Genomic DNA, 23469 nt, shown 5'->3' with positions numbered 1-23469 from the left:
GCTCAACTGGCGTATGGCCGCAGCACGATGTCCTTGTGCACGATGACGCGCAGTGGCCAACCTGGGCGGACGACGATGGTGGGCTGGATATTGAGGTTTTTTTCGGTGATGCGCTGGCCGGCTCGACTGGCGTTCTGCTGGGCTGATTCCCGGATCGCCTTGACCAGATCGCTCTCGTTTTCGCCGAGGCTGAATTCTGTGCCGACACCGAGCAATGTGGCAAGCGCCACTCCCTTGATCATCTGCCAAGTGTGGAAATCGACTTTGTCTTCCAGCCCTGCGTAGCCGGCGGTGTCGCTCGCGGGCAGATTGTCGATTTCGGCCGACGAGCCGTCGGGCAGCAGAATGCGCTGCCAGACCAGCAGCGCTCGCTTTTGCCCGAACGCGACGACGCTGTCGTAGACGCCGATAAGACGTGAGCCCTGCGGAATCAGCAATATGTTGCCCGTGACCGTGTCGTGCACATTTTCGGTGACTTGCGCGACGACAAGGCCCGGCAAATCGGAATTGATGCCGGTGATCAGGCTGGCGGCAATCACGCTGCCAGCCATCAGTTGATATGGCGAGATCGGCGTCTGAAGCGCATGCGGATTGTAGATCCCGCCAGTGCTCCGCTGGCTGAGAAAATCAAGCTTTCGCTGCTGATTGTTCTGGTCGCCTTCCGCCGCCGCCACCGAGGCTGACGCGCGTCCTGCTTCGGATTGGGGAAGCGCCTCAAATGGATGCTGAGCAGTTTGCACGCTCTCTCCGACATCTGTCTGTTGAGCTCGATTTTCGACGCGGAAAAGCACCCGCGATTCACGCGCTTCGATCGCCTGCTGCGCTAGACGCTGCTCCTCGGCCGAGATGTCTTGGCCCGGCACGATGCCGAGCTGGCGCTGCCGCTCGAGGATGGGGCGGCCGAGGTCGCCCGGCAAAGGTAGCCCAAGGACGGGAGGCTTTGGCTTCATGCCGGAATAGTCATGGGGAAGCGTATCGAGTCCCTCGGCGGTTGGTTTGCGCTCAGTGTTGTAGAGATCTTCCGCCTGATCCCTGATGCGAAGGGCCGGCCCCTGGAGGGCGATCATGGTAACGCCGAAGACAGCGCCGGATCCGAGCGCTGCGATAGCGATGATCACACCGCGCCTGAACCGCACCACGCGGCGGGGAGAGGCCCGAAGCTGCAGTTCCTCGGGATCCAGTTTCGGCGGGATGCCAGAGCGGGAATTTTCGATCATGAGCCCTCACCTCGCCGGCTGCCGCGAAAGAGCGAGATCCGCCGTTGCGGTTGCCTGCCGTCAATCCTGCTGATGCGGATCACCTGCTGCCGCTTGGTGCCGAGGCGAAGTTCGGCCGCGGCGAAGAGCCGATCGACGATGTAATAGTTGCCGCGCACGCGATAGTTGACGAGCTCGCTGCTCCCATCTGCGCCGACGATGAAGAGTGGTGGCGCCTCGCCCTGATCTATGCGACGAGGGAACTCAATATAGACCTTGCTGCCGTCGTCGAAGGCTCGCGTCGGTCTCCAGGGCGGTGTGTCGCCACTGATTGAGTAGCGAAAGCGAAGGTTTTCGAGCGCGATGTTCGACGCGACCGGTGTAACTGCCTCGGCTTGAGCATTGCGCTGGCGAAGCGCGATGATCTGGTCTTGGCTGTAGGTCCAGGAGATTGCCGCCATTGCGGTCTTCTCGGTGCTTTGAAGCTGCAAATGATAGGTCCGCCGGTCCGTCGTAATGACGACATTGGTGGCAAGACCCGGCGCGAAGGGTTTTACCAGAACATGGGTGCGCTGATTGTCACCGGTGCCGCTTGCGGTATCGCCAATGACCCAGCGCACGGTGTCGCCAGCCGACACGGCGGTTAGTTTCTCGCCCGGCTGCAGAGCGATGTCGGTCACGCGCTCCGGCGCGGCATAGAGTTGATAAAGCGCGCCATCGGTGAAGGGGTAGACTTGCACTGCATTAACATACCCGTACTTGGTGGGTTGCTGGGTCGCGGCTTTGTTGGCATCAGCGACGCGTTCTTCAGGAGGGCGCTTGTCCTCGGCCTTGCCGGGCTCGGGCTGCATTTGGCCAGGCAGCGGCAGTGGTTTTGGCACCTCGACAATTCTAATCGGCCTCTCCGGCGCTTTTTCGATCGCGGCCGGTTTGAAGTCGGCAGCGTCATAGGAAATCTCAGGCGGCGGCACCTTCTTCGATGCACAAGCGGAAACGACCGCTGCCGACACCGATAGGATCAGCACGGCACGAATCGGTGACATTTTACCTTTCATTGGTGGACTCCGTCGGAGAAAGGGGGGCTGGGACGGCGCTGTCGAGCTCGCGTGACCAGTCAATGGCATTGATGAAGACGCCGAGCGGATTCTTGCGCAGCTGATCCGTATTGCTTGGCGAGCGGATCACGATCGTGAGGATCGCAGTCCAGCGCATCGTGCTGGCAAGGCTTCCGCGCTCAAACACCTGCTCGGTCCATTTGACCTGGAATGAACTTTCGGAGGCTCTGACCACGCTGGTGACCTGTACCGAAACACTGCGCGTTCCGATCTGACCGAAGGGGTCGTTCGCCTTGGCGTATTCGTTGAGGAAGAGCGCTGCGCGATCGCTAGCAAAGTCGTACGCTGCCAACCAGTTCTGCCGAACCAAAACCGGATCGGTGGAAACGGAACGGACATTCTGGATGAAGCGGCCGAGATGCCAGGCGATCTGAGCATCCGAGGGCTCATAATTCCGGACCGCCGGCGCGACGGCGCGCGTCTCGCCGAAGCCATCGACCTCGACGACATAAGGCACGACACGGCTTTGCATCGACTGCCATACGAGTCCGCCGGAAAGCCCGGTCGCCAAGGCCAGGCAGCCAAGGGCCATGATCCGCCAGTTCCTGGCCTGCAGTCGAGATGAGCCGATGCGCTCGTCCCACAGTTGGGCGGCTTTTTGATACGGCGTGACCGGTTCGGGTGTTTTGCCGTAACGGTGCACGGGTCGCTTGAAGAGCATCTAGTCATCCTTGTCGTTGAGAGAGGGGTTGGCGCTGCCTCCCGGCCGGTCTCCGTCTCGGACAGCTTGCATGGCAGCGTGGCGATTTGCCCGGGCGGTCTGTTCAGAACGTAGGCGCCTTGCCCACGTCGGCGCCGAAACAGTGGCCGAACCGGCAGAGCGTTCGGTCATTGACGCTGTCGGCGCGCCGCCGGTCGCGGTCCACGCGGCATCGCGCCCGGCATCGGCGTTGCGCCCAACACTTGCAGTGGCGGATCGCGCTATGCGTATAGCGGCGCCGCCAGCTGCACTGGTTACACCATGCATTCCAGCAGCCACACCGGAGAGGCCAGCGTCGGGCGAGGTTGCGCGCCCGATCTGCCATGACGTGGAAGCAGCCGATCCCATTGTTGTGCCGGCTCGGATGGCGGCGAGACCGCCGCTGGTTGCCATACGCGCGCCAGCAAATGCTGTGCCTCCAGCAACGAGTGATACACCCGCTGCCGCCGCGGTCGTGCCGAGGGCGGCGCCCGCCCCAAGCTGCGGTGCGCCTGAGACGAGACCCGACGCGATCCCCGGCCCAAAAATGCCAAGGCCAAGCAGTGCCAGTGCGCCCAGTACCTGGGACATGGCACCGGCAAGATCCGGCTCCTTGCCTTGCAATGCGGAAGCGAACTCCCCGAAGAGCGTGGAGCCGATACCGACAATGACGGCGAGCACCATCACCTTGATGCCTGACGAGATAACATGGCCGAGCACGCGTTCGGCCAGGAACGCTGAACGGTTCCAAAGTGCGAATGGAACCAAAACAAAACCTGCCAGCGTGGCGAGCTTGAACTCTAGGATGGTGATGAAAAGCTGGATGGAAAGGATGAAGAAGGCGATGATAACCAGGAACCAGGCCATCAGCAGCACGAAGATGGTCAGTGCGTTGCCGAAGATTTCCGGGAAGCCCAGGAGCTGACTGGCTTGGTCAAGCATTGGCCAAGCACCTTCGAAACCGGTCGCGGCAATGCGGCCCGGGCGCAAGAGATTGTCTGCCGACAGATTGCCGGCCGACGCCTTAATCCCGAGACCGGCAAAAGAACGATAAACGATATCGGCGAGGTTCTTGAAATTGTTCAGAATGAAGGCGAAGACGCCAACATAGAGCACCTTGCGGACAAGCCGGCCGAGAACGCTGGTTTCGTCGCCGAGCGCCCACGCCAGGCCGGCAAGTGTGATGTCAATGCCGATCAGAATGGTAGTGAGGAAGGCGAGGTCGCCCGATAGCAGACCGAACCCGCTGTCGATGTAGCGGATGAAGGTCTCCATGAAGCGATCGATGACGCCAAGGTCGTTCATGCCGCTGCCTTTCTCGTCGTGATGAACTCGTGATTAATTGCCGGGATAAGCCGAGCCGGTACCCAAGAACCGCTTCGTCATCTCGCGGGCGGCTTCGTCTGACTGGGCCTTGCGGGCGGCATCCTCGGCCTCAGCTCGAAACTGCGTTGCGAGCAGCGTCTGGATCTGCATCTGCTGTTTTGTCGAAAGCGCCATCAGCTGGTTGGTGGCCTGGCTTGCCTGAAGCGCACCGGCCGCCCCTTGGCTGCGGTTGACGAGATCGGCGAGCAGATCGCCGTCGGCGCGGACGTTCTCGACGATTTGCGACTGGACACCCATGGTCTGGCGGAACGCCTGCATGGCGGTTTGCCAACGCTCCCGCGCAGCACTCGCCACATCGCTGACTTTGATCGTGGCGTCGTAGCTTTCCGGATATTGGCTGCGCCACTGGTCTTGAAGCTTGCCCAGATCAAAGCTGAGGCCACTCGCCTGGTCCATCAAGCCGTCGATGCGATGGAGTGAACCGGTGAGTTGGCCAACGGAAGAGAAATCCAGACGCTGAAGATTGCGCGCCATGTTCTGCAGCATGGTCGCCTGATTCTGCAGCGACTGGATCTGGTTGTTGATCTGCTCCAATGCGCGCGCGGCCGTCAGCACGTTCTGCGCATAATTGGACGGATCGAACACGATAAGGGCGTAGGCGGGCTGCACATAGTCGGCCATAGGCTTGGCGATCAGGGAAACGGTGATCAGGCCGGAGAGAAGGCGTCGCCGCATCATGAGAATTGCTCCTTGTCTGGTTGAGGGAATTGCTTGAGAAGTTCGCCGGCCCAATCGAGGCCGCGCGCGATCAGGAACTGCGAGGCAAAGCTGCCTTGCCCGTCTTCGGACATGATCCTGTCGATCAGAGTCTGCGTGGCCGGATCGGAAGCACCGCAAAGCGCAAGAGCGATGGGGCCAAGCTCGAGCTCGAACAGACGGTTGCCGCGGCGCGATTGCAGATAATACTGACGCTTCGGCGTGGCGCGGGCGATCAATTCGATCTGCCGCTCGCTTAAACCGAAGCGCTCGTAGGCTGTGCGCGCCTGGGGTTCCACGGCACGATCATTGGGAAGGAAAATGCGCTGCGGGCAGCTTTCGATGATTGCCGGCGCTATGCCAGAGCCCGCGATATCAGCCAGCGACTGCGTAGCGAAGACAACCGACACGTTCTTCTTTCGCAGCACCTTCAGCCATTCGCGGATGCGGGCGGCGAACAGCGGATTGTCGAGATAGACCCACGCCTCGTCGAGCATGATCAGCGTGGGCCGTCCGTCGAACCGTTCCTCAAGTCGCTGGAACAGATAGGTAAGCACCGGCAGCAAAGCGCCTTGGCTGTGCATTAACTCCTCGGTCTCGAAACACTGCACATCCGACAAGGCCAGCCCATCATGATCGGCATCGAGCAGGCGGCCGAAGGGACCGTCGAGCGTGTAGGGCATCAATGCGGTCTTCAGCGCATTGGATTGAAGCAGGACCGAAAGACCGGTCAGTGTGCGTTCCTGCGCCGGCGCGGTGGCAAGGCTGGCCAGCGCTGACCAAATAGCCTCCTTCACCTCCGGCGTGACGGTGACGTTCTCGTGGGCAACAAGGCTGGCGATCCATTCGGCCGCCCAGCTTCGGCTAGCCTGGTCGTTGATGCTGCGCAGTGGCTGAAAGGCAAGGGAACCGTCCGCTCCTAGCGCGTGGTGTTCTCCACCCATGGCAAGTGTTGCAGCACGGGCCGAATTGCCTTTGTCGAAGACATAAACCTGGGCGCCGGCATAGCGCCTGAACTGCAGAGCAATCAGAGCAAGCAGAACCGACTTGCCGGCGCCGGTCGGACCAACAACCAGCATGTGGCCGACATCTTCGACGTGGGTGGAAAGCCGAAACGGTGTCGACCCACTGGTCTCGGCAACGAAAAGCGGTGGCGCTTCGGTTTGGGTGACTTTCGCGAGATGCTCGTTTGTCGCAGGACCGGCCCAAACCGACGACAGCGGCATGAGATGGGCAAGGTTCAATGTATGAACGAGCGGTTGGCGAACGTTAGCGTAGACATGGCCAGGCAATGAGCCGAGCCAAGCCTCGACCGCATTGACGCCTTCTCGGATCGTGGTGAAGCCGAGCCCATTGATGATGCGCTCGACCGCGCGAAGCTTCTCTGCAGCGGCTTGGCGATCCTCGCCCCACACGGTCACGGTGGTGGTGAGATAGCCGAAACTCACATGATCACCGCCCAATGCCTGAAGGGCTTCGTCGGCATCGAGCGCCTTGTTGTCGGCATCGTTATCGACAAGCGGGACCGGCTCGTTGGTAATGACCTCGCGTAGGATTGCCACGATCGATTTGCGCTTGGCAAACCACTGCCGGCGCAATCGCGTCAGCGTCTTCGTGGCTTCCGTTTTCTCGAGCGGAATGAAGCGCGTCATCCAGCGATAGGCGAAATCCTGATGATTGAGGGTATCGAGGATTCCGGGCCGGGTGAGGTTCGGAAAGCCGAGGATGGTCAGTGTGCGAAGATGCTGCTCACCCAGCATCGGCTCCAGGCCACCGGTAAGCGGCGCATCGACCAGGATTGCATCCAGATATATCGGCGTTTCCGGGGCCATGATAGGATGGCGACGAGGCGAAATCGTGCCGTGGAGGTAGGTCAACGTCTGAGCATCATCGAGGACGCGTACTTCGGACATGAAACCCGAGAAGAGATCGAGCACGCGGTTGGTCTCGTCACGGAACCTCGCCAGATCCTGGCGCCAGTCTCTTTCTCCTCGGGAATAATGAGAGTCGACGAGCGCGCTTTCTGCGCGCGCCTGGGCGTCCGGCGGTGGCATAAACACCAAGGTCAGATGATAGCGGCTCTCGTAGTGCGCTACCTTCCCCTCGAAAGCAGCGCGGCGTTCTTCGTCGACCAGCCACGACGCGGCGTCAGGAAAATGCGAGTTCGGATAGCCCAGCGCTTCTGTGCGCTCGGCCTCAAAGAACAATGCCCAGCCAGAGCCAAGGCGTCTGAGAGCATTGTTCGCCCGGGCGCAAATGCCGACGAGTTCAGCCTCCGTCGCACTTTCGAGATCCGGGCCGCGGAACCGCAACGTCCGCTGAAAGCTGCCGTCCTTGTTGAGCACGATGCCGGGCGCCACCAAGGCAGCCCAGGGTAGATGGTCGGCAAGCCGGTCGGCTTTGCTTCGATATTCCGAAAGGTTCAGCATGCAAGCCACCCCTTCAGACGTAGGTGGCGCACAAGCACGCTGGCGAAGTCCGGATCGCGTCTTGCGGCAAACACCGCTAACGAGTGGCCTGCGATCCAAAGCACCAGACCAGCAATCCATTGCTGCAAGCCGAAGCCAATGGCCGCGGCCACTGTACCGTTGAGGATCGCCACCGCGCGCGGAGCCCCGCCGAGCAGGATCGGCTCGGTCAGCGCCCGGTGGACCGGTACTGCGAAGCCCTCGATATGCTGCTCCCCGGCGGCCATCAGACGAGCGCCCCACCACCGAAGGAGAAGAAGGAGAGGAAGAAGCTCGATGCCGCGAAGGCGATTGACAGACCGAAGACGATCTGAATCAGGCGCCGAAAACCACCGGCGGTGTCGCCGAAGGCAAGCGTCAGGCCGGTGGTGATAATGATGATCACCGCAACGATCTTGGCGACCGGTCCCTGCACGGACTCCAGGATCTGCTGCAGCGGCTGCTCCCACGGCATGCCGGAGCCGGCGGCATAAACCGGGGCCGTGTTAAGAAACGCGAGCGCTGTGGACGAAAGAAAGCGAAGCTTCTTGCGCATGAGGAAGGCCTTTCAAAGCTGCTGGAGTTGCGAAAGCGTGAGCGGGGCAACGGCGTAATCGCCGCTGCCGTCGAGACCGGTGACCTCGGCGATTGCGTCGATGTGGCGCGACGAGCCGCGTCCCGCTATGAAGACGATCAGATCTATCGCCTCAGCGATGAGCCGGCGGGGAACGGTGACCACCGCTTCCTGGGCGAGTTGCTCAATGCGATAGAGAGCCGAGCGCGCGGAATTGGCGTGTACGGTAGCGATGCCGCCTGGGTGCCCGGTGTTCCATGCCTTCAGCATGTCGAGCGCTTCCGCGCCCCTCACCTCGCCCACGATGATGCGGTCCGGCCTGAGCCTCAGCGTCGAGCGCACGAGATCGGCAAGGGTGACCGAGCCCCGCCTTGTTCTCAGGGCAACGCAGTCCCTGGCCGCGCACTGCAGTTCGCGTGTGTCCTCGATCAGGATCACCCGATCGTCGCATTCGGCGACTTCAGCAAGCAGAGCGTTGGCGAGTGTTGTCTTCCCCGAGGAAGTGCCGCCGGCGATCAGCATGTTGCGCCGCTCGCGGACGGCCTTTTTCAGCGCATCGGCCTGCAGCGGCAGCATGATGCGTTCGGCAACATAGTCGGCCAGGGTGTAGACTTTCGCGGCGGGCTTGCGGATGGCAAAACATGGCGCCAACACCACAGGTGGCAGCAGGCCTTCGAAGCGTTCGCCAGACGGCAATTCGGCACTGACGATCGGGTTGTCGGCGTGCGCCTCGGCGCGCACGTGCGAAGCAACCAGGCGGATGATACGTTCTGCCTCGGACGGGTGCATGTGAACGTCGGTATCGACCCGACCTTCGCCTAACCGGTCGAGTCGCAGCGCGCCGTCGGGATTGACCATCACCTCGATGACGGACGGATCGGCCAGGGCTTCGGTGATTGCCGGACCCATGGCGGTGCGCAGCATGACACGCCGCCGGTGGTCGGCCTCGGGATGAGAGCTCATCCTTCCCCTCCCCCACCATTGTCTTTGCTAAGCGACTTTTTGCCGGAAGCGATCTGGCGGCCGACCTTCTCAACGAATTTCTCGAAACGCTCTTGGGCAATAGCCTGCGTTGCCCGATCCGGGACCGGCGTGTGGGCGTGAAGGGTGATCGAAAAGCGGATGAAGAGCGCCAGGCTCTCCAGGATCACCTCGGAATCGCGCCTGACGTGGGCAAGATCGCGGGAGAGCCGGTCAAGCCTTACGCCGTAGCGCCGATCGAACTCGCTCTCGCCACGCCGCTCGATGAACGCCTCGATCGCCTTCGCCACGATCGCTGATTTGGTCGTTGACGGATCGCGACTGAGGTTGTCCAGTTTCTCGCTGAGCTCCGGCTCAAGCAGAAACTGATGGCGAATGCGGTGCGGCTTCATGCGGCTCGTTCCGACGGCCCGGCGTTGCGCCGGCGACGGGAGAAGCATCGGCCAGACGCTCAAAATTGCTTATGGCCGTTATCTACGCTGAGGTGCGCTCTGCAACTCAGCGGACTTCAGAAGCCGGGAATGACATCGTCGCCCCTGCCCTCGTTGATACCGTAGGCGCGGGCCGCAGTGGAAATCCGATCCATGACACGCTTGTCCGCGAGCGCTTCGCTGTCATCGTCTGCGGGCTTGTACAGATCGGCCTGATCGGGCTCTTGAGAGACAACAACGTCTTCTTCGGGCAGGCTTGGATGGCGTTGCTGCTGAACGCCTCCCTCGTCTTCAACTGGCGCGTCGGCGCTTTCCTCGTCCGCAGCAAGTCGGCTATCGACGCTGCACACTTGTCCAGTCCAGCCGTCCGGGCGTGATGCAGGGCAGTCCGCATAGGGTCCGTCGTGCAGCACCGGCGCAGGCAGCACCCGATCTGTGAAATTCTGATCCTGATAATAGCGCAGCTTCTTGGCGCGGATCGGCGGCAACCCAGAAACCAGGACCAATTCGTCTGACGGCGGCAATTGCATCACCTCGCCTGGCGTCAGGAGCGGGCGCGCGGTTTCCTGGCGGCTCACCATGACATGTGAAAGCCAGGGCGCAAGCCGATGGCCCGCATAGTTGCGCATCGACCTAAGTTCGGTTGCGGTGCCGAGGGCATCCGAGATGCGCTTGGCCGTGCGTTCGTCATTGGAGGAAAAGGCAATTCGCACGTGGCAATTGTCGAGAATAGCATTGTTCTCGCCATAGGCCTTTGAAACCTGGTTCAAAGATTGTGCGATCAGATAGGAGCGAATGCCATAACCTGCCATGAAGGCGAGCGCCGTTTCGAAGAAGTCGAGGCGACCGAGCGCCGGAAACTCGTCCAGCATCATGAGCAGCTGATGCTTACGGCTCTTCTTCGGGTCCCCCTCCAGACGCTCCGTCAACCGCCTGCCGATCTGGTTCAAGATCAGTCGCACCAAAGGCTTGGTGCGCGAGATATCCGAAGGCGGCACGACCAGATAGAGCGACAGCGGTCGCTCTCCATCCACTAGGTCAGCGATGCGCCAGTCGCAGGACGAAGTGGCCGCCGCGACCGTTGGATCACGATAAAGCCCAAGAAAGGACATGGCGGTCGAGAGGACGCCTGAGCGCTCGTTTTCCGACTTGTTCAGGAGTTCGCGAGCCGCCGAGGCCACTACGGGATGGACCTGAGGGTTATGCCCCGTCCCGAGATGGTTTGTCGTCATCATCCGCCGTAGCGTTGCGGCAAACGAGCGTTGCGGGTCCGACAGGAAGGTGGCGACGCGGGCTAGCGTCTTGTCCTCTTCAGCGTAGAGCACGTGCAAAATGGCGCCAACTAGGAGTGAATGGCTGGTCTTCTCCCAGTGGTTCCGTCGCTCCAGCGCGCCCTCGGGATCGACGAGGATGTCGGCGATGTTTTGAACGTCCCGGATCTCATCTGGGCCTTTGCGCACCTCCAGCAGCGGGTTGTAGCGTGCCGATCTCGGGTCGGTCGGATTGAACAGAAGGCAGTACGAGAATTTCGACCGCCAGCCGGAGGTCAACTGCCAATTTTCGCCTTTTATATCATGAATGATGGCAGACCCGGTCCAGGAAAGTAGCGTTGGAACAACCAGCCCCACGCCCTTGCCCGAACGCGTCGGCGCAAATGCCATGACGTGCTCCGGGCCGTCATGGCGCAGATAGCGATCGTTCAGCCTACCGAGGAAAACGCCCGCCGGCCGTAACAACCCTGCCGTCTCGACCTCATGAGTCGTGGCCCACCGTGAAGACCCATAGGTCGTAACCGACCCGCGCTGTCGCGCGCGCAAAAGCGAGCCTGCGATTGCGGCGGCACAGCCCAGGAATCCGCTGGCGCCTGCAAGCGTACCGGCTTTGTCGAAGACCTCCGGCGCATAAGCATCGAAGTGGAACCACCATTCAAACAGCTTCCACGGCTTGTAGATTGGCCAGCCGGCGAAGAGAAACCATGGTGCGCCGAGAGGCGTCTGGTAGGTCAGCATTTGAGCGCACCATTGGGTTGCCGTCCATACGCCGATAATGACAATTGCGCACACAACGGCGATCTGCCCGATCAGTAGCTTCGTAGGTGTCATCGGCTTGGCCCGCTGAACAACGCGACCTAGCATCGCGCGGTGCAGCCGGGACAGGAATGTTCCTCACATACGATTTGGGAGCAATGAACGACTTCCTACTATGCAGGTCGGTCAGCACGCGTGTTGCGCCTTCACGCGACACCATCCTCTCCATTCACCCTGAGGCCCGGCGCCGCCGACAGTTGCGTGACCGCTCCTCCGCAAAGTTATCTTCTGCGTTCAGGGAGCCAGGGCGCCTGGGCTGGCTGATGAACACCGTCCGCTCGCGCATGTGGGGTCGAATTGATTTGTGCCCAAGTGGAGGCAGGCTCATCATTCAACAGTTGCCGCAGTTCCCCTGGCTCGAACGCCATCATTGGTGGGGAGGCAGGCTCGTCTTCCAACAGTTGCCGCAGTTCCCCAGGCTCGAACGCCATCATCGGTGGGGAAGCGGGTTCATCCTCCAACAGTTGCCGCAGTTCCCCTGGCTCGAACGCCATCATCGATGGGGAAGCGGGTTCATCCTCCAACAGCTGCCGCAGTTCCCCTGGCTCGAACGCCATCATCGATGGGGAAGCGGGTTCATCCTCCAACAGCTGCCGCAGTTCCCCTGGCTCGAACGCCATCATTGGTGGGGAGGCAGGCTCGTCTTCCAACAGTTGCCGCAGTTCCCCTGACTCGAACGCCATCATTGGTGGGGAGTCAGGCTCGTCTTCCAACAGTTGCCGCAGTTCCCCTGGCTCGAATGCCATCATCGGTGGGGAGGCGGGTTCATCCTCCAGCAGCTGCCGCGGCTCTTCCTCGTGCGGCAAGCGCCTCCTTAGCCGGTCTTGCAGCGCCTGCCGATCGGCAACGAGGTTGTCGAGGGGCAGCGGCTCGTGGTCTGGCCGCTGCCCTTTCACCAATCGTTCAACCAGCGCCCACGTGCCCTCCAGGACAAATACGCCGCAATCATAATGGTTCGTCTGTCTGGCCATGGGGGCTGGCGCCAAGGTAGCATTCAGCAGTCCTGCGAGCTGTTTTGCAGGCACGTCGTTATATCCCTCTCGCTGGAGGGAGTCGTAGTGATAGGCGAACCGCCTTTCGGGGTCGCGGCGATCAACGAGCAGCAGCGACCAATGGGTGCCGGGGCTAGTAGCCGTGCCATTATTCACTGGCAAGAACAGGAAGTCGGCTGTGGCGTTGTTTTGATTATAGATGGACTGCAATATGCCTCGAGCGTCTTGCGGCGACGTGTGTCGCAGTAGATGGGATACGGAAGGATCCACCAGCCGAGTCCGGGCAGCGAGCGCCGGATTGATCCCCTGCAGTTGCCGCTCCAGCAAATTGTAATCTCTCTGGACATGGGCGTCGCTCAGCCATTCGGCGGCGCCGAGCACCCGCCCCGTTGCAACGTTGGACGGGGCTGTCGGATCGAGCGCCCCGATCTGAGCCCCAGAGGAACTGGTCGTCAGTGTGGTCACATCAACCAGTGGAAGGCCGCGGTAGGTGCCTGGCAGCTTAGCGGTTGCTGGCGAGGCGGGTTGGGGAGCTCTTGCCGGTGCCGCTGGCCCAGCTTCAGCAGCGGCCCCAACGCGCCTGGTGACTGCGTCTGCCGGATGAGCAGCAAGGACAGTTTCGCGCCCGAGCACAATGCGCGGCAGGATATCCCGGAGGTGAGCCAATGCAGAACCGATACTTAGTCTATTACCATAGGAGACAGCCTTGAAGCTCTCAACATCTTTATCCAGCGATTTGTCGTGAATCCGAGCGGCAATCCCAGGCTTGTTATTTTGACGCAGATACTGGCTAAAATGTCTAAGAAAATTTGTATAGCCGCCCACGGTATCTGGATTCCGTCCGGTCGCAGGCGCTGCCAGGTACTCCTTGGTCGAAGCGGCTCTGTAATCTCTAATGAGCTCGGCATCGTCAGGATAGGGGATCACGAGAGGGCGACCCATAATCGGGGCTCCGCTTGTCGACTTCTTGAGGTAACGCAGTGCGCCAGCCACGGTGGAGGAACCACCCGTACTCTCATACTCTTTGAGATCCTGATCCAGCGACGAATGGTAAAGCCGAGCAGCAAACCCTGGCTTGTTGTTTTGAAGGAGCCACCGACTAAAGCCGAAAAGAGAATTTACATTGAAAGTGACCGTGTTCGCGCTGGCCTTACCCGCGTGGAATGCTGCCCTCAGCCCTTCGATAGCGGTCGCATCGTTGGAATAGACAGGACGCTTGTCGGAACCGTTGGGGACTACAATTGGACGATCCGGCTGCACTGTCGAGGGCATCGAACCACCAGCTCCGGGATGCGGTGCTGGGGTGGATTCGTGTTCATCCCTCTGCCTGACGAGCTGCGCCTCAGATTCCGGTGTAGCCACCTTATGAGGATCCTGCATCGGTTCGATCCCCTCCATCTCCTGCTGCAACCAAGCCAAAGCTTGGCGAGCGGCGGCTTCATCAACCGCGGAGGATGTCTCCACACCTCTGGCGGACGCCGGCAGAGCCTGCTCCGCCCGCCGTCGAAAGAGCTCTGGCGAGGCGGATTTCTCCGCCCACAATCTGGGCTGCGTAGCGAGTCCCCGTCCAGATTTATGTGGCACCGCCTCGCTTGGCAGCGGGCTGCTCCTGTCCCGTGCAGCTACCAGCCCCTCCGGGGCGCCCTGGTCGCCGTGGCGCCAGTTCAAGTGAGGGACGGCCTCTCCAAAGTCGGGTGCTTGGTGTTGGTGCGCGGTTGGGGCGAGAGACAATGGTAGATCGGTGCCCTCCTTATAACCTACCGGCAGGAGCTCCTCTGGCCAATCGAATCCCTGCTGTGGTGCGGTATGCTGAGCAGCGTCGCCACGGGGACGAGCCTCCATGCTGACCGCGTTTTCCAGATGACTCCCGAGTATAACGCGCGGCGGGTGCTTGCGGATATAAACCAGTGCAGATTCGATCGGAGCTCCACGAGTAGAGGAGGCGGCCTTGTAGCTCTCAACATCTTTATCCAGCGATTCATCGTAAATCCGGCCCGCAATCCCGAGCTTGTCATTTTGACGTAGGTAATGACTGAAATGGTTAAGAGCAGTTGCGTAGCCGCTCGCGGATCTGAAATGTCTAGTGAGCGCGGCGTCGTCAGGATGGGGGTTCAGGACAGCGCGACCCACAATCGGGGCGGCTCCGCCTATCGGCTTCATCAGTTGACGCAGTGCGCCAGCCACTGTGGAGGAACCACCCCTACTCTCGTACTCCTCGAGATCCTGGCTCAGCGACGGATGGTAAAGCCGAGCAGCAAACCCTGGCTTTTTGTTTTGAAAGAGCCAACGACTAAAGCCGAAAAGAGAATTTGCGCTGCGAGTGACCGTGTCCGGCCTGGCTTTACCCGCAAGGAGTGCAGACTTCAGCCCTTCGATGGCGGTGGCATCGTTGGAATAAACAGGACGCTTGTCGGCACCGTCGGGGGCCACAATTGGACGATCCGGCTGCACTGTCGAGGGCATCGACCCATCGAGATGCGGCGCTGGGGTGTATTCGTGCTCATCCCCCTGCATCGCGAGCTGCGCCTCCCGTTCCGATGTACCCACCTGATGGGCAGGGAGTTGCATCATCGCGCGAGCGCCTGAGTCACCAACCTGACCTGGTTGCCGCTCAGTGACAGCATGCTGCAGATTGCTTTGGATCCTCTGCCTCTTCGTTGGTCTCAACTCACCTTTGCCATGCGAGCCATTGACGAGGACATCCTCGCCTGGTGCACTCATCAACTCATCCGCCGCCTGCAATTCGCCCAAGTGCTGCTCAAAACCGGCTTGGCCGGCTTGTCCGCTTGCTCGTGCGGTACGGCGTGCTGCACCTGCAGCCAAGCTGCTACGATGAATGTCCAGTTTGTACGGGTGCACGCTAGCCTCACTTCCACAGATCACATGAGCAACCTACTCAGGCAAGCTTTCGAAAGGCTGACGAGGTCCGCCGCCGCGGAAGGCGAAGGCTGGTTTTCTGCTCAGCGGTTGACGGCCTAGCGTGTTGCGGCCGCGCCGGGTATCACGCCAATCAATCTGAATAGTCGATGCGTCAAACGAACCAGGATAGGATTTTCGTAGCGGGGCTGCTCTACTCACTCTTGTCCTGAGGTAGAATTCAACCATATCGCCGAGCAACTGGATGCCGATTGGATACCCGATCCGGAAAGCTTCAGCTCATATGTGACGCGAGGATGAGAATCGTGGCAGCTCCAGACCGACGGGCTGCCACCCACAGCGGCGATGACCGACGAGGGTCTTCTATTGCCAAGGTAATCGTCCGTTCGGGGACCTATGTGTTCCTATGCTCGTCGAGCGGATCGGGTGGGCCGCACCGCCGTAGCGTTACGGCGAGCGGAAGCGGCGTTGGGTGCGGCTTTTCCCCTGAACGCTTCACACCAGGCTGATAGGGGATCTTGCAATCGCACACACGCGGTCTGCAGGCGTGCCTATCAAGCAGTTTGCTCAGACCAACGTCGCGGCGAGCCTATCCTCAATACGCAGCGCAAGTCCTAGACTCCACGATCGTCCTTCGGTGCAGATTTGCTCGCGCCTCGCCCTGATTACAGCCGATAAGGCGAGCTAACAATTGCAAGAGCCACAAGCTACTCCAGCTCGATCGGTTTGCTGTTCCAGTCGGGCGGGGTCTGACCGAGAATGTTGCGAACGAAGAAGTCTAGGAGTTTGCGCTCGGTGTAGGTGCCTAGAGTATGGTGATTGGCACCAGGAACGTAGACCATGTCAAAATCTTTTCCTGCCTTGATGAGTCGATCGGCAAGCTGGAACGAGCAAAACGGATCGACATTATCATCCATTTCGCCGACCGCGATCATCAGCTTGCCCTGCAGCCTGTGAGCATTGTCAACGGCGGAGGATTGCGAATATTCAATGCCGACCGGCCACCCCATCCACAGTTCATTCCACCAGGTCTTGTCTATCCTGTTGTCGAAGCAGCCGTTTTTGGCGACGGCGACCTTGTAGAAATCGGGGTGAAAGAGCAGCGCGCTGACTGCACTCTGGCCGCCGGCGGATGCGCCAAAAATGCCGACGTTGGATATGTCGTACCATGGATATTGCGCGGCCGCCGCCTTGTGCCACAGAATGCGATCGGGAAATCCTGCGTCCTTCAGATTCTTCCAAGCAACATCATGGAAGGCGCGGGAGCGGTTGTTGGTGCCCATGCCGTCGATCTGAGCAACGACGAAGCCCAGCTGCGTGAGCGGCTCTGTCCACCGCGAGAAGGATTTTGGGACGAAGGAGCCGTGGGGTCCAGCATAGATATTCTCCACAACCGGGTATTTCTTCGTCGGGTCGAAGTTGGCTGGCAGGTGGAGCACGCCCCAGATGTCAGTTTTGCCGTCGCGCCCCTTGGAATGGAAACTGAGCGGCGGCTGCCAGCCTGCGGCGACGAGCTCGGAAATGTCGGCCGTCTCGATCTGCTGGAGCTTGGCATTGTCGCTGGCGCGGTAGAGTGCCATGCGCGGGGGCAGATCGATGCGTGACCAGAGATCGACATAATAGCGCCTGTCAGGCGAGAACTCGATATGGTGGTTGGCCGGTTCGGGCGTCAGTGCAGTCAGTCCCTTGCCGTCAAAGCCGATGCGGTAAGCATGGACCCAATAGGGGTCCTCCTGCGAGTTCATCCCGCTCGCCTCGAACCAGATCTGACGCTTCACCGGATCGACATGGTTGACCCTCCGGACGACCCACTCACCTCGGGTGATCTGGTTTTCGAGCGCGCCTGTCCGGCCGTTGAAAAGATACAAATGCTCATACCCGTCGCGCTCTGATGCCCAGATGATCTCCTTCCCGTCATCGACATCGTAACGGAAGATTTTTCCGGCATCCTCCTGGCCATGCCCCAGCGGCAAATAATCCACGAATGTCTCGCTGGTCTCATCGATCAGGGAGCGCCCGCGGCCCGAGGCGGCGTCTACCTCGACCAAGCGATAGAGCTGATGCCCGCGCTGGTTATATTCGAAAGTGAAGCCGCGGCTGTCCGCCCACCACCGGAGAGGGGAAAGTTCGAAGACGTTCGAGAAGAGGGCACCGTCAATCACGATCTGGCGCCGGCCGGCAATGTCGAACAGGACTGGCTGGGGCAGCGGAAGGACATCGCCCGGCCTGGGATAGAATATTGTTGAATATTCCCGCTCCAACTGGTCCGTCGATGAATTGAGGTAGCGGACCTCTCGCCTATAGCCGGGGCGAACAAGGTAAGCGGCGAGGTGGCGCGAGTCCGGCGACCAGCTCAGCGTCGAAAAGACGTAGCAATTGCCTTCGGCTCCGTCCCGGCTCAGAGGAACATCCTGCAATCCGTCCTCGCTGCGCAGGAAAACGTTGCAGTTCTTGATATAGGCGATCCATTTGCCGTCGGGCGACGCGTTGCTCTTGTCGGGGTTGTTCTCCGCTGGCGGCGTGTAGCGGTGGCTGAGCTCCCTACGGTCCCCTTTCCTTGCATCGAATGTGGTGCTGGTACAGTCATAGCTTGCAAGGTCGCAGCTCCACCGGGTGTCTTCAATCTGGAAGTCGAGCCTGCGACCATCCTCACTCAGTTCGAAACGGTCGAACGGAAGATTGCCGGCTTGATAGCTCTCATGGCTCACCTTGTTTAGCGCTGCCGCCAGACGCGCCTGATCGAAAGCGGGCCGCTTGAAACCCGTGGCAGCATCGACCTGCATGAACTGCTGCTCGCCGTGGCTAGTCCGGCGGTAGACGAAGGCTTCACCCCCGGTCAGCCAGAAAGGCATTTTGGGGACATTGACAGTGAGCCCGCCATATCGATCGTTGATCGTAAGTGCGCGCTTGAAATCGGCCGGCGCTAGCGTCGGGTGTAAACTTTTCGAACCCTTGGCCAGCGTCTGAGTTGCCGATCGCCATGCCGCGCGCGTCAAAGCGCCGATCCTGGACATACCTGTTCACTTCTTTCGGTTTTCGGAATGCTAATTTTGAAGTTGGGTTCTCGTCGCCGGTCTGCAGCAGCGCCGAGCGTCGCCTTGGAGGAGAGCCAGCACGCGGGTGCAGCCAGGCACGCGCAACAGGGGCGCTCCTTGGACATCCAGGCACTGGTTCGGGTGCCGATTGAAGAGTTGGCGTCCGTCGCCGAAACAACCAGGAAAGAGCGTCCATGCAGCCCTGACGCGACTATTTCCCCGCGAGTATGGCCGCTTGCTTTTCTGCATCATCTGAAAGGTCCTGCTCTAGTCGGGCCGGATGTCACCCCGGCAGATTGTGCTATTTCGACAATCTCCGAGCGATTGCCGCCGGCCCATGACGAGGTTTACCGATAGGGCGCAATATGCGTGCCAAAGGAAAAGCGGTTTAATACACGGCAATCCGCCTATGTCGCATCCCCAACATCGTCGCACACCGGACAATGCCGGACGATATTGTCCCGGGGCGTCAAATTGGTTTGATGGTGACCCAACAACTGGCGGATGACGATCTCGAAATGCGCGACAACGGCCTCGGTGGACACTGTCGCCGCGCCCAGCACGCTGGCCGCCTGCCCGGCGATGTCCGCGCCCAGGCGGATGGCCTTGGCCACGTCGACGCCATCGCGGATCCCGCCCGACGCGATCAGCTTCACCGTTGGCAGCGCCCGACGCACCGCCTGCACGCTGGTCAGGGTGGGAATCCCCCAATTGGCGAATGACATCGCCACTGCACGGTCGGCGGCATTGCGGGCGCGCTCGCCCTCCACTGCGGCCCAACTGGTGCCGCCGGCGCCGGCGACATCGATTACCGCCACGCCCGCCTCGACGAGCGCACAGGCCACCGAGGCGGACAGGCCGCCCCCACTTCCTTGGCCACGATCGGCACGCCCACGATGCGCGCGGCGCCAGCGATCAGCGCCAGGACGCCGCGCCAGTCGCGGTCGCCCTCCCGGCTGTACCGCTTCCTGCAGCGGATTGAGATGGACGATGAGCCCATCGGCCTCCAGCGCGTCCACCGCGCGACGCGCCAGGTCCAGGCCGTCGGCCTCCCGCAGTTGCGCGGCGCCGATATTGGCCAGCAAGGGAATGTCTGGCGCCAGGCGGCGCAGCGCGCGCGTTAGCCCCTGGGAGTTACGGGATTGCAGGCTCACACGCTGCGAACCGCACATGGCGATCTGCAAGGCTTGCGCTGCCTCGCTCAAATGCCGGTTGATGGCCTCGGCCCGTGGCATGCCGCCGGCCATAGAGCTGATCAGCAGCGGCGCGCGCATAGCCTTGCCCAGCAGCGAGGCGCGCAGGTCGATCTGCGTCAGGTCCAACTCGGGCAGTGCGCAGTGTTCGAAATGGATGTACTCCCAGCCAGCGGCCACCGTGGCCGGCGCCGTTCGCCGATCCAGCACCAGCGAAGCGCGCAGCTGAGCGCAGCCCTCGAATCCGGAGAGAACGCACGGTACGCCGTGCCCCAGCGCCTGCTCCACGGCGGCGAGCTGCTCCGGCGCGATCAGGCCAACGTCGTTGCAATCGTCTAGCCAGAACAGCAGCGCCAGTTCGCGATAGAACGCCACGATCAGCGTTTTTTCGGGCGCTGGTGTCGCGCAGGCTCGGGTGAATGCGTTGCAGGATTGGGGGACGCGTGACGCAGTCAAAGCTCCCCTTGCCAAGCACGGAGCAGGCGAGTGAGAGAGCAGATGAATAGGCGTGTCGCCAATATTTTCGCATTGCTCTAATCGATTATAGTTGTGAGGAGCAATTTGAGACCATTTACTTGCGGCTCAAGTCACCCATAAAAGAAGGCAAGCACCGATTCGGTAGCTTATCCCCTGTCTTTCGCGTACTCGCGGCCGTGGCGCCGGGTGAACGATTGAAGACCGCCGGTCTCACTCGCAGGTGGGCGCCAGGGCGTGGGACGGTTGGCAAGCCACAGGAGTAGGACAATGTCGAAGGATTCGGGTAAGGGCGATAATCACGGCGGCGGGCCGGGCAAGATCGAGATCACGATGGTGGTGAACGGCCAGCCCACGCAGGTCGAAGCCAATCCCAACCAGCCGCTTCACGTCATTCGTACCAAAGCCCTTGAGAACACGCAGAATGTCGCCCAACCAGCCGAGAATTGGGAATTGAAGGATGAGGCCGGCAACTTGCTCGACGTCGACAAGAAGCTTGGCGATTTCGGTTTCCCGAATACTGTGACCCTGTTCCTCAGCCTGAAGGCGGGCGTCGCAGGTGCCTAAACCCCAAAGTGTGGATCCGGAGGTCTCCCGAGCGAAGTTTGATCGGGAGATCGGCCGGTTCCGGCCATATGCTGATGTCTATCGGGCTCAGGGCTGCTTCTTGATCGAGGCGACCTTTCCGCGCGCTTTCTTCATTTTCGCAAGCCTCAAGTTAAAACCACGGGTGATCAGCGCAGCGAGCGAGGTCGACTTCACCGACTACGACTTAAGACCACCGTCCGTGGTCTTCGTCGATCCGTTTACGCGTCATCCGATTGCCCGGAAAGATCTATACCTGAAAATGCTTAGACGTCCGCCGCTGCCCGGAACGCCGCCGGAGATGATAGGAGCTCTCATCCAGCAGAACGCCGTGCCGCTGACGGACTTCATCCAGGCCAACAGTCCCGAGGACGAACCATTCCTGTGCATGGCGGGCGTCCGGGAATACCACGACAATCCAGCCCATTCAGGTGATCCATGGCTACTTCATCGGGGTTCTGGCGAAGGCTGTTTGGCCTTCATCCTGGACAAGATCATCAAGTACGGAATCATTCCTATAGAGCAGTTGCAGATTCAACTCCCACCGGCAATCGTAGGAATGGTGGTATCCCCTCAGGCGATACAAGAATGACTGGTTTGAGAGATGTAACGATCGTGACTCTCCCGCGCGGCTGCATCTCGACCACGCATGGGCATCTGCGCTCAGTTGGTCGCGAAGGCAATGAGGGGATGGCGCTCTGGGTCGGCGTTCAGCAAGACCGGCACTTTGCCGTAACAGAGACGGTTATCCCGGCGCAGCGTCACATTCGGACAAACGATGGCGTTTGCGTGATCGTTGCGGCCGAAGAACTGCACCGGCTCAATGTCTGGCTCTACAAAAGCGGCCTGAAACTCTTGGCCCAGATTCACAGCCATCCGGGCCGCGCCTACCATTCGACGACGGACGACGCTTATGCGGTTGCTACCACGGTTGGGTGTCTGTCGCTGGTAGTGCCGAATTTCGCCCGCGAGCCTTTCGATTTTGCTCGGGTCGCCGCCTATCGGCTTGACGAAAAGGCCAAATGGAATGCGCTCCCTCCCGCGGCACTGTCGCGAATGATCATGATATCGAGTTGAACAATGGCATTCGCTAACTTCATCGATCGTGCCGCCACGGCGGCATCTCAGGTCCTGGCCGATTTTCATCTGGGAGACTTCAAAGCAGCTCTTGAAAAGCAGGTCGTGGCAGTCGCCTTCGACCATCAGGCCGCTTCCTGCGCCGAAGGCCAGGCGACACTAGATCTTGCGGTGAGATTGCTCGCTAGGCTCTACCCGGTTCTGGCGATACTCCCGCTGGACAGCGCGGCGAGCTCTCAAGCCCAAGCGCTGGAGCGCTTGGCAAAGTCGATCAATCCAAAAGTCGGCATCCGGCGTTCCGGCAAGTCTGCCACCGTCTGCGTCGTTGCAGGGGTAACGCGCCCATCACTCCGGTGCCCGATCTTTTTCGTGGGATCGGACGGTTGGGCGGCAAAGCTGTCGCGTACGGACCCGGTGGGCTCTGGCCCAAGTCTGCTGCCTTTTGGAGCTGGCGCCGCCAGTTGCTTCGGCGCCGCCAACGTCTTTCGAACTATCTTCGCCGCCCAGTTGACCGGCGCCGAGTTGGACGAAACCATCGACCTCTCGCTATGCAGCTACGACAAGACCAAAGCCGGGGAGGCTGGCCCGATCGACTTCCCAGTCGACCTTGGCGAAACCCACCTCGTTGGGCTCGGTGCGATAGGCCATGGCTCGCTTTGGGCGCTAGCGAGACAACCCGATCTCAAGGGTCGTCTGCATGTAATCGATCACGAAGCGATCGAACTCTCAAACCTGCAGCGCTACGCATTGGCCGGCCAGGCGGAGATTGGTATGTCCAAGGCGGTTCTTGCAGCCACCGCCCTTAGATCGACTGGCCTTGAGGTCGAGGCGCACCCTCTGACGTGGGCAGAATATGTTGCGCGCCGGGGCAATTGGGTCTTAGACCAAGTGGGTGTGGCGCTTGACACCGCCGCCGACCGTCTGGCTGTCCAAGGTGCACTGCCGCGATGGATCGCAAACGCTTGGACGCAGGAGCACGATCTCGGTATCTCCCGGCATGGTTTCGATGACGGCCAGGCTTGCCTTTGTTGCATGTACCTGCCATCCGGAAAATCCAAGGACGAGCACCAGCTGATTGCCGAGGAACTCGGAATACCGGAAGCACACGAGCAGGTGAAAACGCTCCTGCAGACAAATGCCGGAGTTCCCAACGACTTTGTAGTTCGCGTGGCTACAGCGATGGCTGTGCCGTTTGAACCGCTAGCCCCGTTTGTCGGCCAGCCCCTGCGCTCCTTTTATCAGCAGGCTATCTGCGGCGGTCTGGTGTTCCAGCTTAGCGAAGGAAGTCGCCGCGTTCGAACTGTGGTTCCGATGGCCTTTCAGTCGGTGCTTGCCGGGATTATGCTTGCCGCGGATTTGGTCAAGCATAGTGCGGGGTTTCCCATGAGCCCGACGACGAGCACTCGGGTGAATCTTCTGCGCCCCCTTGGCTCTCACTTGCACGATCCGAAGGCCAAGGACTCCAGCGGCCGCTGCATCTGTAGCGACGACGATTTCATTGCCGCTTACAGGCGCAAATACGGAGCGCGTTGATCAGGTAAGCGATGTCTCGGCCGCCTAAGCAGACGCGCACCTCTCCGTAGACGCAGGGGGCGCGGCTTGTGGGCGTGACCATGGGCGCCATTATGACACGCTTGGCCCGCT

General features: G+C 60.7%; 17 protein-coding genes and 2 pseudogenes. 4 read left to right on the top strand and 15 right to left on the bottom strand.

All coding sequences use genetic code 11. From position 1 onward, the window contains the following. Positions 1–2 precede the first annotated feature (2 nt). The 15 genes and pseudogenes from P3C39_RS21500 to P3C39_RS21430 form a co-directional block, all read right to left on the bottom strand. The gene (locus P3C39_RS21500) at positions 3–1217 is read right to left on the bottom strand and encodes a TrbI/VirB10 family protein (RefSeq protein ID WP_126057785.1); all 1215 of its coding nucleotides are present in this window, start codon (positions 1215–1217) and stop codon (positions 3–5) included. Beyond that, a complete protein-coding gene (gene trbG, locus P3C39_RS21495) occupies positions 1214–2239 on the bottom strand; it encodes a P-type conjugative transfer protein TrbG (protein WP_127232321.1) in 1026 nt (341 codons plus the stop codon). The genes P3C39_RS21500 and trbG overlap by 4 nt, the downstream gene beginning before the upstream one ends. Before the next feature lies 1 nt (position 2240). Beyond that, complete coding sequence (gene trbF / locus P3C39_RS21490) at positions 2241–2972, bottom strand: conjugal transfer protein TrbF (protein WP_126063930.1); 732 nt, start codon at positions 2970–2972, stop codon at positions 2241–2243. Next, positions 2973–4295, bottom strand: a complete 1323-nt coding sequence (gene trbL / locus P3C39_RS21485; RefSeq protein WP_127317705.1) for a P-type conjugative transfer protein TrbL — start codon at positions 4293–4295, stop codon at positions 2973–2975. A 33-nt stretch (positions 4296–4328) separates the two neighbouring features. Next, on the bottom strand, positions 4329–5054 hold the full coding sequence (trbJ, locus tag P3C39_RS21480; protein ID WP_024502854.1) for a P-type conjugative transfer protein TrbJ: 726 nt from the start codon (positions 5052–5054) through the stop codon (positions 4329–4331). Continuing rightward, positions 5051–7501, bottom strand: coding sequence for a conjugal transfer protein TrbE (gene trbE, locus P3C39_RS21475; protein WP_126057782.1), 2451 nt, complete (start codon positions 7499–7501; stop codon positions 5051–5053). The genes trbJ and trbE overlap by 4 nt, the downstream gene beginning before the upstream one ends. Then, a complete protein-coding gene (locus P3C39_RS21470; RefSeq protein WP_024502852.1) occupies positions 7495–7767 on the bottom strand; it encodes a VirB3 family type IV secretion system protein in 273 nt (90 codons plus the stop codon). The genes trbE and P3C39_RS21470 overlap by 7 nt, the downstream gene beginning before the upstream one ends. Continuing rightward, positions 7767–8075, bottom strand: a complete 309-nt coding sequence (locus P3C39_RS21465; protein ID WP_126057781.1) for a TrbC/VirB2 family protein — start codon at positions 8073–8075, stop codon at positions 7767–7769. The genes P3C39_RS21470 and P3C39_RS21465 overlap by 1 nt, the downstream gene beginning before the upstream one ends. Before the next feature lie 12 nt (positions 8076–8087). Further along, positions 8088–9056: a P-type conjugative transfer ATPase TrbB gene (trbB, locus tag P3C39_RS21460; protein WP_024502850.1), complete on the bottom strand. Its 969-nt coding sequence runs from the start codon at positions 9054–9056 to the stop codon at positions 8088–8090. Next, positions 9053–9466 (bottom strand): CopG family transcriptional regulator, encoded by a 414-nt coding sequence (locus P3C39_RS21455; protein WP_095488561.1) that lies wholly within the window; start codon positions 9464–9466, stop codon positions 9053–9055. Before P3C39_RS21455 ends, trbB begins: the two co-directional genes overlap by 4 nt. Before the next feature lie 116 nt (positions 9467–9582). After that, a complete protein-coding gene (locus tag P3C39_RS21450; RefSeq protein ID WP_024502848.1) occupies positions 9583–11607 on the bottom strand; it encodes a conjugal transfer protein TraG in 2025 nt (674 codons plus the stop codon). Between the two features lie 206 nt (positions 11608–11813). Beyond that, positions 11814–15335, bottom strand: a complete 3522-nt coding sequence (locus tag P3C39_RS21445; RefSeq protein WP_245463522.1) for a Ulp1 family isopeptidase — start codon at positions 15333–15335, stop codon at positions 11814–11816. A gap of 833 nt (positions 15336–16168) precedes the next feature. Then, a complete protein-coding gene (locus P3C39_RS21440) occupies positions 16169–18475 on the bottom strand; it encodes a S9 family peptidase (RefSeq protein WP_275954413.1) in 2307 nt (768 codons plus the stop codon). Between the two features lie 515 nt (positions 18476–18990). Further along, a pseudogene (gene fni, locus P3C39_RS21435) lies at positions 18991–19914 on the bottom strand (type 2 isopentenyl-diphosphate Delta-isomerase); the annotation flags it as partial. Beyond that, positions 19903–20122: pseudogene (locus tag P3C39_RS21430) on the bottom strand (hypothetical protein); the annotation flags it as partial. The pseudogenes fni and P3C39_RS21430, both read right to left, overlap by 12 nt. Before the next feature lie 311 nt (positions 20123–20433). Between P3C39_RS21430 and P3C39_RS21425 the strand changes: the two are divergent. From P3C39_RS21425 to P3C39_RS21410, 4 genes are read left to right on the top strand one after another with little or no spacing between them, the layout of a single operon-like run. Then, the gene (locus P3C39_RS21425) at positions 20434–20730 is read left to right on the top strand and encodes a DUF2604 domain-containing protein (protein WP_126057779.1); all 297 of its coding nucleotides are present in this window, start codon (positions 20434–20436) and stop codon (positions 20728–20730) included. Next, positions 20723–21340, top strand: a complete 618-nt coding sequence (locus P3C39_RS21420; protein ID WP_126057778.1) for a putative metal-binding protein — start codon at positions 20723–20725, stop codon at positions 21338–21340. Before P3C39_RS21425 ends, P3C39_RS21420 begins: the two co-directional genes overlap by 8 nt. Further along, complete coding sequence (locus tag P3C39_RS21415) at positions 21337–21825, top strand: Mov34/MPN/PAD-1 family protein (protein WP_126057777.1); 489 nt, start codon at positions 21337–21339, stop codon at positions 21823–21825. Before P3C39_RS21420 ends, P3C39_RS21415 begins: the two co-directional genes overlap by 4 nt. Before the next feature lie 3 nt (positions 21826–21828). Continuing rightward, complete coding sequence (locus tag P3C39_RS21410; RefSeq protein ID WP_127320520.1) at positions 21829–23358, top strand: E2 ligase fold family C protein; 1530 nt, start codon at positions 21829–21831, stop codon at positions 23356–23358. Positions 23359–23469: the final 111 nt, after the last annotated feature.

The sequence above is a fragment of the Mesorhizobium sp. XAP4 genome (genome assembly GCF_029269325.1).
Classification (GTDB): domain Bacteria; phylum Pseudomonadota; class Alphaproteobacteria; order Rhizobiales; family Rhizobiaceae; genus Mesorhizobium; species Mesorhizobium ciceri.
This window is presented reverse-complemented; position numbering and strand designations above follow the sequence as displayed.

What these genes read in the sequence shown, in the direction of transcription:
- P3C39_RS21425 (WP_126057779.1), top strand. Translation starts at nt 20,434, where the DNA reads ATGTCGAAGGATTCGGGTAAGGGCGATAATCACGGCGGCGGGCCGGGC.
- trbB (WP_024502850.1), bottom strand. Translation starts at nt 9,056, where the DNA reads ATGAGCTCTCATCCCGAGGCCGACCACCGGCGGCGTGTCATGCTGCGC.
- P3C39_RS21415 (WP_126057777.1), top strand. Translation starts at nt 21,337, where the DNA reads ATGACTGGTTTGAGAGATGTAACGATCGTGACTCTCCCGCGCGGCTGC.
- P3C39_RS21465 (WP_126057781.1), bottom strand. Translation starts at nt 8,075, where the DNA reads ATGCGCAAGAAGCTTCGCTTTCTTTCGTCCACAGCGCTCGCGTTTCTT.
- P3C39_RS21470 (WP_024502852.1), bottom strand. Translation starts at nt 7,767, where the DNA reads ATGGCCGCCGGGGAGCAGCATATCGAGGGCTTCGCAGTACCGGTCCAC.
- P3C39_RS21440 (WP_275954413.1), bottom strand. Translation starts at nt 18,475, where the DNA reads ATGTCCAGGATCGGCGCTTTGACGCGCGCGGCATGGCGATCGGCAACT.
- trbJ (WP_024502854.1), bottom strand. Translation starts at nt 5,054, where the DNA reads ATGATGCGGCGACGCCTTCTCTCCGGCCTGATCACCGTTTCCCTGATC.
- trbF (WP_126063930.1), bottom strand. Translation starts at nt 2,972, where the DNA reads ATGCTCTTCAAGCGACCCGTGCACCGTTACGGCAAAACACCCGAACCG.
- trbG (WP_127232321.1), bottom strand. Translation starts at nt 2,239, where the DNA reads ATGTCACCGATTCGTGCCGTGCTGATCCTATCGGTGTCGGCAGCGGTC.
- P3C39_RS21455 (WP_095488561.1), bottom strand. Translation starts at nt 9,466, where the DNA reads ATGAAGCCGCACCGCATTCGCCATCAGTTTCTGCTTGAGCCGGAGCTC.
- trbE (WP_126057782.1), bottom strand. Translation starts at nt 7,501, where the DNA reads ATGCTGAACCTTTCGGAATATCGAAGCAAAGCCGACCGGCTTGCCGAC.
- P3C39_RS21450 (WP_024502848.1), bottom strand. Translation starts at nt 11,607, where the DNA reads ATGACACCTACGAAGCTACTGATCGGGCAGATCGCCGTTGTGTGCGCA.
- P3C39_RS21410 (WP_127320520.1), top strand. Translation starts at nt 21,829, where the DNA reads ATGGCATTCGCTAACTTCATCGATCGTGCCGCCACGGCGGCATCTCAG.
- trbL (WP_127317705.1), bottom strand. Translation starts at nt 4,295, where the DNA reads ATGAACGACCTTGGCGTCATCGATCGCTTCATGGAGACCTTCATCCGC.
- P3C39_RS21500 (WP_126057785.1), bottom strand. Translation starts at nt 1,217, where the DNA reads ATGATCGAAAATTCCCGCTCTGGCATCCCGCCGAAACTGGATCCCGAG.